Raw genomic sequence first — 13,760 nt, 5'->3', positions numbered from 1 at the left:
TTATGAATTATCTGAAATAATCTCATTATTATTATCATTATAATCTCCTCTATTATAATCTGGATGATAATTATAGTACTCTTGAACTTGAGGTATGAAATTTCCATCTAATCTTCCATCGGTCATTAAATCATACCATAAAAAATCTTGTAATAATGATGCTCTACCATAATCATTAAATTCATAAATTTGATTTCCTGCATTATGATACCTACTATTTAAATTTGTATATCTACTCTTATCTCTATTAAATCTTTGATGAAATTTATCTCTATCAAATGATTTGTTACTATATTTTTCTGGATTACTTTGATATCTATTTGCTTCATCAGCAAGTTTATTTGATTTTTGCAAAAGAATTTCCCGGTCATTCATTATTTTATTGTTTAACTCATTTAAATAATCAGATTGATGATTTAATCCATCTAAAGTTGTAAAAATCAATTCACTATCAGGATAAAATTTAACAAATTCTTCTTTTGATGTTTTATCTGAAGAATTAGAAAAATTGATTACTGCTTGAGCAAGTTTCTTCTTATAAATTTGATTAATGTTTTTCAAATTATATGAAGATTCATCAAACTCAATTGTTAATTTGTTTATTTCTACTTCTTGAGTTTTTAAATCTTGAATTGAACTTCCTAAGTCATCAACAAGTCTTTTAGATTCATTAAATTTTGAAATAACATCAACAAAATCTTTTTCACCAAGAATTTTTAATATCTCATCAGATCTCTTCCAATCATTTAAATATTCACTATTAAAATATTTGAAAACACTTTTATGAGGATACAAATCTGTACCAAATTTTCTATTGTACAATCCTTCAAATCCATCAATTTTTACAATCTGATTATAATCATCAACAGCTTTGTTATACATTGGGTTAAGTTCATCAAGTTGCATTTTGATAACTCCTGATTTAGGATCTGTTAAAGCAACTCTTTTGATATATAAATCGTTTTTAGAAATTTCACTAATTCTATTACTTAGAGTAATTTTATCTTCTTCTATATTTTGATTTAAACTAGACAGTTTTGAATTTTGAATTCTATTTGATAAACTTAATAATTCAGCATCACTAAAGTGTGGTGCAACAATATTAGATAATTTCAAAATTATTTCATCTCTTCTAGATTTTAAATTAGTAGAGTTGTTTTTGTTTTCATTTATCAATTCATCAAACCTTTTAATTTGTTCATTATGAAATTGAATTTGCTTTTGAGTCTCTTGAATGAAATCGTATATTGTTAAGCTCATTTTATAAAGAATTGATTAAATTTATTTACCAAAAATAGTAATTTTACAAGAATTAGATTTCAAATTCATTATACTATTCAAAGTTAAAATAAGAATCTATCAAATAATTTTATGAGTAAAATAGATATTCATTGTATTGGTAATGCCCACCTTGATCCAGCTTGGATGTGGCAAATTGGTGAGGGAATTGAGGCATTTATTGCTACTTGTAGAAGTGCAATTGAAAGAATAAATGAAACTGATGAATTTATTTTTACTTGTAGTTCTGCTGCTCACTATAATTGGATTGAACAGATTGATATAAAACTTTTTGAGAGTATAAAACTTAATATTCTTAAAGGGAAATGGAATGTAGCTGGTGGATGGTGGGTACAATCTGATTGTAATATCCCGAGCGGGGAAGGGTTAGTAAGGGAGTCATTACTTGGGCAAAGATATTTCCATGAAAAATTTGGAATAACTTCAAAAGTAGGTTATTCTCCAGATTCATTTGGCCATTCGTTAGGATTAGTTCAATTGCTTGTAAAATCTGGAATGTTCGGTTATATGTTCTGTCGCCCAGATCCTTTTGAACTAACTTTACAATCACCAATCTTTAATTGGAAAAATAACGAGAATGAAATATTAGCATATAGAATTCCATTGCATTATAATATGTATCAAACCACAATTGAAAATAAAATAAAAGATATTGAATCAATATTTTTTAACAAAAACATGTTGTTTGATGATGTAATTAAAAATCAAATACTTAAGTCAATTAAATTTCAGATTGCAATATTTTATGGAGTTGGAAATCATGGTGGTGGACCAACAAAAGAACATATTTCAGATTTAAAAAAGATAAGAAATGAGTATAAAAATATAAATATAATTTTTAGTAATCCAGAAAAATATCTTTCTAAGATATTACCCTATAAAAGAAATTTGCCATTTTGGAATTTAGATCTTCAGTTGAATTCACCAGGATGTTATAGTGTTCATTCACTAATTAAAAAACTAAATAGAACTAGTGAATATTTACTTCTTAGTAGTGAAAAATGGGGTGTAGTTTCTGAGTTATTGACTAATGAAAATTATTCTAATTCACAAATCAAACTTGCTTGGCAGGATGTATGTTTTAATCATTTTCACGATTTATTATGTGGAGTTGCAATAAAGCCCGCTCTCAATGATGCAATAAATCAATATGGAAGAGCAATAACTATTGGAAATGAAATCCAAAGAATTTCAATTCAAAGAATTGCTTCAAGAATTGATACAACTGATGAAGGTCAAACATTAATTGTCTTTAATCCACATTCTTACGAATTAAATGAGTTAATCAAATTTGAGTTATGGCATGATGTTTCTAAAGATCTCTGGAAAATTCCTGTTAAAATTGTTATAAAAGATTCCTTTGATAATATTATCAATCATCAATTATCTATCCCATATGGAAAAATTGGTAATGACCGAATTGCAGCTGTTTTTAAAGCGAAAATACCTCCATTAGGTTGGAGCTGTTTTAAAGTAATTTACATTGAGCAAAATGATTTTAATATTACATCGTTGATTAATGAGAATAAATATAACTTAGATGAGATATTTAAAATTAAATCAAAATTAAACCATATAAATTATGAATATGAGATAGTTGATGATTACACAGATACTTGGGGACATGGCGTTGAAAAATATGATAAAGTTATTGGTAATGCAGAATTAGTTAAAGAAGAGTTAATTGAATGTGGGGAATTGTTTAGCAAAATTAGAAGGGTTTATAAGTACAATAATTCAATAATAACTGAAGAGTTCACAATCAATGAATATGATAATGATATTGAATTATCTGTAAAAGTTAATTGGAACGAAAAAATAAATTATTAAGATTTAAATATATTTCAAAATATAATTTTGAACATTCAATAAGTGAAAATCAATATAATAATATAAAAAAAATTGCAGATGGAACTGAAAGACCAATGGGTATTTTTTGTGGTGGTATTTTTGCTGAAGATTCCGTTTTTATATTGAATGATTGCAAACATTCTTTTTCTTGTATTGCGAATAGTTTATATGTAACAATTTTAAGATCCCCTTTATATTCCCACCATGACCCGCATATTTACAGCTCTCAAGAGCCAGAAGATTATATAGATCAAGGCGAAAGTGAATTTAAAATAAAAATTTTAATAAACAAAAAATTAGATTATGTTTATAAAAAAGCATATTTATTAAATCAAAATTACACCACTCATTTTGAATCAAATCATGCTGGTTCTAAAGAGTTAAATATGTTTTCAGCATTAGAAATTTCAATCGAAAATGTAGTTGCAATTGCATTTAAAAAAAGTGAAGATGGAGAAGGGTATATAATAAGATTGTTTGAAACTATTGGTTTAGAATGCGAATGTGAAATTAAATTTTTACTTCTAAATACGTATTATAAAACTATATTCAAAAAGAATGAAATCAAAACTTTGAAAATTTATGATGAAAAGATTATCGAAGTGTTAACAACTGAATTTAGTATTTAATAGTTTAATTACTTTTCATTCTAAAAATTAGATTAGAATGATTATTTAAAATTGTTTTAACTTTATTTTATCTTCAAGTTCCAATAAGCATATTTTAGTTTAAATATTTTATTTAAAAATGTCAACTAAGTTTTTTACTAATAGCGAAGAGAACACCTTAATCAAAAAGTTTGAAGGGGTTTTTACTTATAATCCCAACATACAATACTTTGACGCTTTAGTAGGCTACTTTCGGGCATCAGGCTATTTCCGCATCAGACCGTTTTTAGACAAAGTTCCAAACATTAGGATTTTGGTAGGCATCAACATTGACAAGATGCTTGCAGATGCTCAAAAAGAAGGACTTGAATTTTTCAAAAATCACGAAAAGACCAAAGAAGATTTCATCAAGAAAATTCAGGAAGACATTGAAAAAGCCAATTACGATAAGGACACCGAGAAAGGAATTTTGCAATTCATTGACGACTTGGTTGAAAAGAAAATTCAAATCAAAGCTCATCCCGAAAAAAAGATTCATGCCAAAGTTTACATTTTACGACCAGAGCCATTCAACGAACATACTCCTGCTACAGCAATTACAGGTTCATCAAACCTAACAGACGCAGGACTTGGTGGCGGTAATTTTTATAATTATGAATTCAATGTTCAGTTAACCTAATATCCTGATGTAAAATTTGCAACCGAAGAATTTGAAAAATTGTGGGCTGAATCGGTGGACATTCTGCCAGTTGACATTCAGAACATTAAAAAGGAAACTTATCTGAATGAAGAAATTACACCTTTTGAACTTTACATAAAACTATTAACCGAATACTTCGGAAAAAATATTGATTACGACCCCGATTCTATTAGTGACTTACCACAGAATTTCAAAAAACTATCATACCAAGTTGATGCTGTAAACGAAGGTTTCAATATGCTTTTAAAACACAACGGCTTTTTATTGGCTGACGTTGTGGGTTTAGGTAAAACCGTTATTGCTGCAATGGTGGCAAAAAAGTTTTTGATGAAAAACGGCAGAGAGAACACCAAAATATTAATCGTTTATCCCCCAGCAGTTGAGAAGAACTGGAAAAATACATTCAAGGATTTTCAATTAGACAAATACACGAAATTCATTACAAACGGAAGCCTTGAAAAAATTCTTGAAGGACATCAAGATTATTGGAGTAAAGAAGATTACGACTTAATTATTGTGGACGAAGCCCACAAGTTTCGCAATTACTTAACTGGAGCATTTCAAAACTTACAATTGATTTGCAAAAGTCCGAGAGCAAACAAAGGATTGATTGACGGCTTGCAGAAGAAAGTAATATTAGTTACTGCAACTCCTTTGAACAACAGACCTGACGACATTTTTTACCAAATTCAAATGTTTCAGGATGCAAGACAATCAACTTTACCAATAACAAACCTGACATCTTTTTTTGCTCCATTGATGGAGCAATACAAAACGCTAAAGCGTTTTGACGAATTAGATGTAAACAAGCTAAGAACAATATATGGAAAAATTCGCAAGAATGTAATTGAACCAATTACCATTCGCAGAACACGAACCGACCTTGAAAATATTCCCGAATATAAAATTGACTTAGACGAACAGGGAATCAAGTTTCCAAAAGTTGAACCACCTAAAAAGGTGGAATACCTGATGGACGAAAAGCTAAATGAACTTTTTCACAAAACTGTTTTCTATCTCACAGACGAAGACAAGCTAAAATACAGCCGTTACCAAGCCATTGCAGGCTTAAAGCAAGATATACAAGACAATGATTACGAAAATGCGGAAACGGTTTCTAAATCATTAGCATTTATAATGAAAACCCAATTGATAAAACGATTGGAAAGTAGTTTCTATGCTTTCAAAAAATCATTGGGCAATTTCCAAACAGCAACCGACAGAATGATTGCAATGTTTGAAAACAACAAAGACAAAGGTGCATACTACACACCAAAGGAAATTGTGCATTATATGTGCCAAGAGAGTTTGATAGAATATTTGTGCACTACTTTAAAAGTAGAACCCGAAGACAAGGAAGGAATTGCTTTTACTAATTTGCTCAAAAAGAAAGAAGTTGATAAAAAATTAAAACCTGAAATTAATAACATCAATACTGCTTTAGACAATGTAAAAATTTTTCGACCCTGCTATTGGTTCGGGTGCCTTCCCTATGGGTTTGCTACACGAAATATTTACTACCAAACAAACCTTGCACACCTTTGATTTTGGCAATACGAAAACCTTTGATGCTTCGGCTGTAAAGCTTAACATTATTCAAAACAGCATTTATGGAGTGGACATTGAAAAAGGTGCGGTTGATATTGCCCGATTGCGTTTTTGGTTGAGCCTTATTGTAGATGAAGAAAAGCCAAAAGCCCTACCAAATCTTGATTATAAAATTGTGGTGGGTAATAGTTTGGTAAGCAAATTAGGTGATGATATTATTGATATTGACTGGACACTAAACGAAACCTCTCACGGACTTTTTGGTGCAGACTTAGCCAAACAAAAAGGTGACTTGCTTAAAAAGATAAGCAAAGAACAAAAAGAGTTTTTTAACCCCAACAGCGACAAGAAAAAATTAGCAGCCGACATCCGCAAACTGAAAATTGACTTGCTGATTACTCAATTGGAGTTAATGGTTAAAACACAAGGCATAGAAACCAAACCAACAGGCACCAATAGAAATTTAGCAAAACAGACAGAAATCAATTTGCAAACTATTGGATGGAAAAACACTTTTAAAGACCTTCAAAAACTAAAAACTAAAACGGAATCACCTCTTCATTTCTTTGATTGGAAGCTAGATTTTCCTGAAGTATTAAATTCTGTAATTACGGATAAATATGGTTTTGATATTGTAATTGGAAATCCTCCATATGGTGGAAAATTTACAGAAGCTGACAAACAGTTTTTTAAAGGTCGGTTTAAAAATAAAGACTCTGAAACTGAAAGTTATATTTTGTTTCTTGAATTGGGTGGTCGTCTACAAAGTATTAATGGTGCCTTGTGGTACATAATTCCAAGTAATATTTCAACAAATCCAAGTTATAATAATATTTGCAAACACACCTTGGATAACTTTTCACTTCAAATGATTATTGATTTAGGCTCAAATATTTTTGAAAGTGCATCTGTTGATTCTTGCATTTTTGCATTTAAAAATCAGAAGTTGGAATCCGTAAAATTAAGCTGTGGTAAAATATCAAGTAGAGATTTGGCTGATAGCGAATTAAAGCTATTTGAGCAAAAGTATTTTCTGACTACTCCTCAAAATATTTTCAACTTTTATATTAATACGGAGACTTCGGACTTAATTGGAAAGATTCAGTCAAGTGCATCAAATAAACTTTCAGATTTTATAGATTTCTCAAGAGGAATAGAGTTTGGTTACAGTTCAGATTATGTATACGATACTAAAGGTCGAAACAGAAAGCCCTTAATAGCAGGTAGGTGTTTCAATCGTTATGAATTGCGTTTTGACAATAAATTCGTTGAAGTAGATTTTAGCGATACCTCTAATTTTAAAACAAAAGCCATTTATGAGAACCCTAAAATATTTGTAAGAAGAATTGGTAAAGAAATCATTGCATACTTAGACACTGAAAATTATTACAATGTTTGTGATGTATATAACTTATTGCCTAATTCAAAGAAGACTGATTTAAACGAAATACTTGGACTTATCAATTCAAAATGCATCAACTATTTCTTCAGTAATTTTTTCAAAAACGCAAAGGAATTGTTCCCGAAAATTCCAATAAAATATTTAAAAGAAGTTCCAATAAGTTTGTCTAACGGCAAAATATCTAAACTAACGAAAAGCGTTCAAAAGAGAAGAATTGAAGGCAAGGATACCAAATCATTAGAGTAGGAAATCGACAATTTAGTTTACAAACTTTACGAACTCACTTATTACGAAGTAAAAATAATAGACCCTGCATTTAATTTAAGTAAAAAAGAATATGAAGCCATAAAATTGGAGTAAGACTTATTAAATTATTTCACTTCTTATTTTATTGGATAAGAAAAAAAAAATTAGCTTCGCAATTATTCTTAAAAAATAAATTTCATTTCCAACCAAATAATCGTTTTGATAAATCAGTTTGAAGAATTCCTTTTGGATCATATTTATTTTTGATAAAAGTAAATTCTTGAATTTTATTCATTTCTAAAAATGATTTAACATCTTCTTTATTTAATGTTGAATCTTTTGCAAAGTAAAATTTGCCTTTTGCTTCAATTACAATTTTGTTTAACTCTTTTGTTAACTCTTGAATTTTAGAATTATTACTCTTTGTTAATTTAAAATCTAATGCTAATGAGTACCCATTTACTGCATGACTCAATAAAAATTTATCTTCTCTGTGCCGTTTAAAAACTGCTAAGAAAGGGGGAATACCTTTTTGTTGTGATAAAGTAATTTGCTTTTGAAAAACTTCAAGTGCATAATCTTCTGGAATAAAAGATTGATATTGAATTAAGCCATATTTTCCATAAGATAATTTCCAGTTGGGTACATAATCCAAAAGGAAAGCAAATGCAACATGAGATTGAAAATAAGATTTTCCATTATCAAGAATTTTACTTGAAAACCATTTTGCCCAATTCACAAATTTCATGCCAATATTATTATTTATTGGCTTCATGAATTTCCATAAAATTGATTTTGGAATTATTCCAAAAATATTATCAGAGAGATTTTGATTTTCTATTCTTAAAGTTTGAGCAGGATTAATATCTTCATTTTTAGATAGATAATTTGCCTTATGGATTTCGCCTCTACCTAAAGATTTGCCTTTAGCAAAAGCATCTATCCATCCAACCAAATAATCTGATTTATCTAAATTATTTTTAAAATATTCAAACATTTCAGATAAAGTATTGGTATTTATTGCTTCAATTTCAAGCAGACCAGAATAGATTTTTTTTAGTTTAAAAGTAATGCTTAGGAAACACCCAATTAAGCCACATCCACCAATTGCAGAATAAAACAAGTCGCTATTTTCTGTTGGGGTACATTTTAAAACTTCTCCAATTGGCAAATATATTTCAAACTCTAAAACATGATCCCCAATTGGTCCCATGCAAAAATTATTTTTTCCATGAATATTCATAGCTAAAGCTCCACCTAAAGTTGGGAACATTGTACCAGAAACAACTGGAGCCACCATCCATCATCTATTATATATTCCCAAAGTTGTTTGATAGTTACACCAGATTCTACTTTGATAATTCCTAAATCTGGGTTCCAATCTAAAATCTTATTGAATCTTGATAAATCAAGAAGAATATTCTCAGAATTAATTGAAGCATCACCATAACTTCTACCTGCACCACGCATACCAATTGTGACCCCTAAAAAATCAGCATATTCAAAAATTCCTATAATGTCATTAGCAGTTGAAGGGCGGAACACATAACATCCAGCCTCAAAATTTCTTCCCCATGATTCTAAAGGCTCGAAGTTTTCAAATGGTAATATGTTGTTTGAATGTGGTATGTTAGAAATTAAAAATATAGAAATGAGAATTTAATACATTACTATTAACAAATTATCAATAACATTATTCTGTTTCCTTTTTTTCAATTTTTTCTTTTTTAACTCTTACAGTTTTAGGCTTTACCACTTTAACTTTTTCATCAATAGATTCAATATTTTCAACTAATTTTATTGCTCTTGGCTTGGTAACCTTTGAAACTTTTACTTCATCGTTTACAACTTCAATAACAGCATCTGCCCAAAGTTTTTCTAATTTATAAAATTCTCTAGCTTCTTTGTAGAATATATGAATAACAATATTATAAAAATCTAAAATAATCCATTGACCACTACTCCAACCTTCAGTTTTAAAGGGCTTTTCACCTAATTCAGCAAAATGATCCAAAACATTTCCTGCAACTGCTTTAAGTTGAGTATCACTATCGGTAGAGCAAATAACAAAATAATCTGTCATATCAGTTAATTTCCTAACGTCAAGTACTAAAATATCATTCGCTTTTTTTTTCTAATATAAACTCTGCAGCAGTTCTTGCCATTAACTCTGATTCGTTTTCACTTGTTGTAATTTTTTTTACTCTTGCCAAAATTTATTTGTTTAATAATTATACGATATACTAATTTATCTAATCAATTTAAAATTGTATTAATTGTAAGTTTCAAAAATACATTACTTTAACATTTTAATAATAGTAATAAATAATCTTTAAAAAAGATTCTGTAAAAAACTTTGACTTAAATTTGTAAAAACAATTATAAAACATGGACTCTAATTCTATAAATAAAATTCAGAACATTTTAATTGAACTAAATATTGATGCTTGGTTACTTTATGATTTTAGGGGTATTAATTCAATTTCATGCTCAGCCTTAGGTTTGCCTATCAATGCTCACCAAACAAGACGTTGGGCTTGTCTAATACCAAAGAATGGACCTGTAAGAGGGTTGTTCCATAAAATAGAACCACATATTGCAGATTATTCTAATGGTGATAAAATTTTTTATTCTAGTCAAGATGAATTCATATCTGGGTTAATTGAAATTACTAAAGGATATAATAAATTGGCAATGGAATATTCAGAAAATAATTTATTACCAGTAGTTTCAAAAGTTGATTGTGGAACAATTGAACTTGTTCGTTCATTAGGTAAAAAATAATTTCATCTGGAGAAATAGTTTCTTCATTAGCAAAGTTAACCGACTCGCAAATAATTTGTGCAAAAGAATCTGGAAAACTTTGCAAGATAATAATGATGAATGCTTTTAAATATATTACAAATTCATTAAAAGATAATTTAAAAATAACTGAATACAATGTTCAACAATTTATTTTAAAACAAATAGAATTGTTTGATATGGTAACAAATCATCCTCCAATTGTTGCGGTTAATGAAAACGCTGCAAACCCACATTATGAGCCAAATGAAAATGATTCAAAATTAATTTGCAAGAACAATTTAGTTCTAATTGATTTGTGGGCTGGGTTAGATATTGAAAATTCTGTTTATGGTGATATAACTTGGGTTGGATATACGGATGAAGTTGTACCACAAGAAATTGTTGAAGTATTCAATATAGTCAGAGATGCAAGGGATAAAGCATTTGATTTAGTTGTTGAGAGTTTTAAATTAAATGAGATAATTACAGGTGCTTATGTTGATAATGTATGTAGAAAAGTGATTGATGATAAAGGATATGGAGAGTTTTTTACTCATCGTACAGGGCATAGTATAACTAATGAACTTCATGGTGCTGGAGTGAATATGGATAATTTTGAGACTAAAGATAACAGACGATTAACTAATGGAATTTGCTTTTCTATTGAACCAGGTATTTATTTACCGAATAAGTTTGGTATTAGAAGTGAACTTGATGTAATCATTGATTATAATAATAATGTTTATTCTGCAACTTCTCCTAATCAAAATGAGATAATTATTATTTAATGTTTATTCTATGAAAAAAAACTTGATTTATATTTCTTGCATTATTACATTTATCAGTTTATTCGATTATAATATAGCAATTGGACAGTTTAGTTTGTTTAATCTAAAAGGGATTGTAGGTAATGAAGTTGGAATTTCAATTTTATTTAAAAGTGATTCTGTTATTCAAAATTTATCAATATTATCTGGTAAAATTCATTTAAGTAATCCAACTGTTTTTTATCCTGAAAGAATTGGCTCAAAAAATTCAATATTACTGAATGTACTAAATAGAATTGATGATTCAACATATAAATTTGAAATTCAACTCAAAGAAAAATTTCCTATAAATGATACTCTGTTTACTTTATATGGAGAAGCATTAGCTGGAAATGATTCAATTTGTTTGGTATCATTTGATTCATTATTTATAGACAATAAAATAATTGTAAATTCATTGTCAACAAAATTAATAACTTATTCAATTGGTACGTCTTTGTTTTATGTTCGTCAATCAGCATTAGAGCAAAACTATCCAAACCCAGTTAATAGAGGTCAAACCTCAACATGGACTTACAGAATAGATAAAACAATGAGAATTCATTTCCATATATATAATCTGCTAGGTCAAGAATTACTAAATGATGATTTAGGTTATCAGAATTTGGGAAACTATAAATATCAATTCAAGATAGATAGGCAATTACCAATTGGTGTATACTTTATTCGTTTGGAGACAGAGAATAATGATGCTTTTCAGGTTATGCATATTGTTCAATAATCTTTTTGAAATTATTTGTAGAATAAACTATTATAAAAGCAAGTTTAGGTTTAGTTAATTAAAATTTTAGTTGCTTATTAAAATGATCAAGTATATTATAATATTTTTAATATTAATAGAATCAATAAATACTAATTTATTAGCACAGGAGAATGATTCACAAGATAGCATTTGGAAAGCTATTGATAAAGAGATGGCTGATTTTAAATTAGAGGATGATTTGTTTGATCATTATTCTCATGGTTGGTTCCCAAGTTGTTATAATGCTCGTGAATTTACAATTTATGGTAGTAGTTTTTTTTCAGATGTATTTGATAAAGCAAATAATATTCGATCTAATTCGTTCGTTTCAACTACTAATGGTTTTTGTGGTAGTTCGCCTTATTCAAAAAGGAGTTATAGGGATATAAAAGTAATGGACAAAGATGAGAATACTGATGAAGGTTACCCAGTAACAAACAATGATGAATATAAATTTTATTTAATTCAAAACTTACTAATACCGCTCCAGCTAAGGTTTGATGGAGGATTAAGAATAAGTGAAGGTATGCTTTTTGCAGATGATACAACTAGGAGTTTCTTATCACTTTCAGGTGTTAAACAAAATTTTCAAGAAGTATCTGTTTTACATCTCAAGGAGCATAGTGCAGTAGTTAATATAGGATTACAAATGCCAGTTTATGGGATATTTTTTAAGTCAAACATTATTAGTGTATCTTCATTTTATTATTTAAGAGGGTCTATAGGAGCTTCATATGCAATTACAACAGATGCAACTCAATATATACAAATTGCAGATATCAAGAATAAGTTGAGATATTCTAATGCACAAGATACAGCAACATTAAGTAATGCAATTAGGCTACCGAATCTAAATAGGTTTAGATATGAGTTAGAATTTTCAGCTGGTTGGCATTTGAGTTTTGAAAGAGTTATTTTTAATTTTGAATTATACTCAACTTACCCTATTTCTTCAGTTATAAATGATGCAGTTTGGAAGCAATATATTGTTGGAATTAGAACAGGACTCGGCATTCAATTTTTCAATAAATAATTATTCGTATTATTTCAAAATATAAATTTAAAAACAAAATTTTATTAGTATGGCTTTTACATTACCAGAGTTGCAATATGCAGCTAATTCTTTGGAACCATCAATTGATGCAAAAACTATGGAGATTCATCATGGTAAACATCATAATGCTTATGTTACAAACTTGAACAATGCAATAAATGGTACACCGGCTGATTTGTTAAGTATTGAAGAAATATGTAAAATATTAGTTCTTATCCAATGGTTGTAAGAAACAACGGAGGAGGGCATTTTAATCATTCATTATTTTGGACAATTTTATCTTCAAATAATGGTTCAATTTCAAATGAACTAAGTTCAGCTATAGAAAATGATTTAGGTGGAATGGAAAAATTTAAAGAATCTTTTACAACAGCTGCAACAACTAGATTTGGATCTGGTTGGGCTTGGTTAATAGTTCAAGAAGGGGGGTAAGTTGTCTGTTTGTTCTTCGCCTAATCAAGATAATCCAATAATGGATATTGCTGAAAACAAGGGAATTCCAATCTTATGTTTAGATGTTTGGGAACATGCATATTATTTGAATTACCAAAACAGAAGACCAGATTATATTTCCTCTTTTTGGAATATTGTCAATTGGACTGAAGTTAGCAGAAGGTTTGCTGAGGCAATTAAATAACTAGATTTTCCAAATTAAAAAAATCGAATTTTAATAGTTCGATTTTTTTTTAAACTAATTTT

11 protein-coding genes and 2 pseudogenes are annotated in these 13,760 nt (G+C 28.7%); 10 read left to right on the top strand and 3 right to left on the bottom strand.

Features of this window, described 5'->3' with window-relative positions; translation table 11 throughout:
- Positions 1 to 1,260, bottom strand: a complete 1,260-nt coding sequence (locus IPP08_08680; GenBank protein ID QQS65846.1) for a hypothetical protein — start codon at positions 1,258 to 1,260, stop codon at positions 1 to 3.
- 111 nt (positions 1,261 to 1,371) lie between these two features.
- Between IPP08_08680 and IPP08_08675 the strand changes: the two genes are divergently transcribed.
- The 5 genes from IPP08_08675 to IPP08_08655 all read left to right on the top strand — a co-directional run bounded on the left by IPP08_08675 (position 1,372) and on the right by IPP08_08655 (position 7,654).
- Positions 1,372 to 3,129, top strand: coding sequence for a hypothetical protein (locus tag IPP08_08675; GenBank protein QQS65845.1), 1,758 nt, complete (start codon positions 1,372 to 1,374; stop codon positions 3,127 to 3,129).
- The gene (locus tag IPP08_08670; GenBank protein QQS65844.1) at positions 3,105 to 3,779 is read left to right on the top strand and encodes a hypothetical protein; all 675 of its coding nucleotides are present in this window, start codon (positions 3,105 to 3,107) and stop codon (positions 3,777 to 3,779) included. The genes IPP08_08675 and IPP08_08670 overlap by 25 nt, the downstream gene beginning before the upstream one ends.
- A 118-nt stretch (positions 3,780 to 3,897) precedes the next feature.
- Positions 3,898 to 4,437: a hypothetical protein gene (locus tag IPP08_08665; protein QQS65843.1), complete on the top strand. Its 540-nt coding sequence runs from the start codon at positions 3,898 to 3,900 to the stop codon at positions 4,435 to 4,437.
- A 39-nt stretch (positions 4,438 to 4,476) separates the two neighbouring features.
- Entirely contained in the window at positions 4,477 to 6,003 is a 1,527-nt protein-coding gene (locus IPP08_08660) for a DEAD/DEAH box helicase (protein ID QQS65842.1), read from the top strand.
- The gene (locus IPP08_08655) at positions 5,951 to 7,654 is read left to right on the top strand and encodes an Eco57I restriction-modification methylase domain-containing protein (protein QQS65841.1); all 1,704 of its coding nucleotides are present in this window, start codon (positions 5,951 to 5,953) and stop codon (positions 7,652 to 7,654) included. Before IPP08_08660 ends, IPP08_08655 begins: the two co-directional genes overlap by 53 nt.
- A 196-nt stretch (positions 7,655 to 7,850) precedes the next feature.
- On the opposite strand, the pseudogene IPP08_08650 reads toward IPP08_08655, so the two are convergent.
- Positions 7,851 to 9,124 (bottom strand): annotated as a pseudogene (locus IPP08_08650) (FAD-binding oxidoreductase).
- Between the two features lie 223 nt (positions 9,125 to 9,347).
- Positions 9,348 to 9,770 carry a ribosome silencing factor gene (gene rsfS, locus IPP08_08645; GenBank protein ID QQS67858.1) on the bottom strand — a complete coding sequence of 141 codons (423 nt, stop codon included), beginning with the start codon at positions 9,768 to 9,770 and terminating at the stop codon, positions 9,348 to 9,350.
- Positions 9,771 to 10,042: 272 nt separating this feature from the next.
- On the opposite strand from rsfS, the gene IPP08_08640 reads away from it, so the two are divergent.
- The 5 genes and pseudogenes from IPP08_08640 to IPP08_08620 all read left to right on the top strand — a co-directional run bounded on the left by IPP08_08640 (position 10,043) and on the right by IPP08_08620 (position 13,698).
- A complete protein-coding gene (locus IPP08_08640; protein ID QQS65840.1) occupies positions 10,043 to 10,438 on the top strand; it encodes a hypothetical protein in 396 nt (131 codons plus the stop codon).
- 92 nt (positions 10,439 to 10,530) lie between these two features.
- Positions 10,531 to 11,226: a M24 family metallopeptidase gene (locus tag IPP08_08635; protein QQS65839.1), complete on the top strand. Its 696-nt coding sequence runs from the start codon at positions 10,531 to 10,533 to the stop codon at positions 11,224 to 11,226.
- Between the two features lie 10 nt (positions 11,227 to 11,236).
- Complete coding sequence (locus IPP08_08630; GenBank protein ID QQS65838.1) at positions 11,237 to 11,986, top strand: T9SS type A sorting domain-containing protein; 750 nt, start codon at positions 11,237 to 11,239, stop codon at positions 11,984 to 11,986.
- 82 nt (positions 11,987 to 12,068) lie between these two features.
- Entirely contained in the window at positions 12,069 to 13,040 is a 972-nt protein-coding gene (locus IPP08_08625; GenBank protein QQS65837.1) for a hypothetical protein, read from the top strand.
- A gap of 49 nt (positions 13,041 to 13,089) precedes the next feature.
- Positions 13,090 to 13,698: pseudogene (locus tag IPP08_08620) on the top strand (superoxide dismutase).
- Positions 13,699 to 13,760: the final 62 nt, after the last annotated feature.

It is taken from the genome of Chlorobiota bacterium, from assembly GCA_016700335.1.
GTDB lineage: Bacteria > Bacteroidota > Ignavibacteria > OLB7 > OLB7.
The sequence above is the reverse complement of the archived record's forward strand: the minus strand, read 5'-3'. Positions and strand labels throughout refer to the sequence as shown.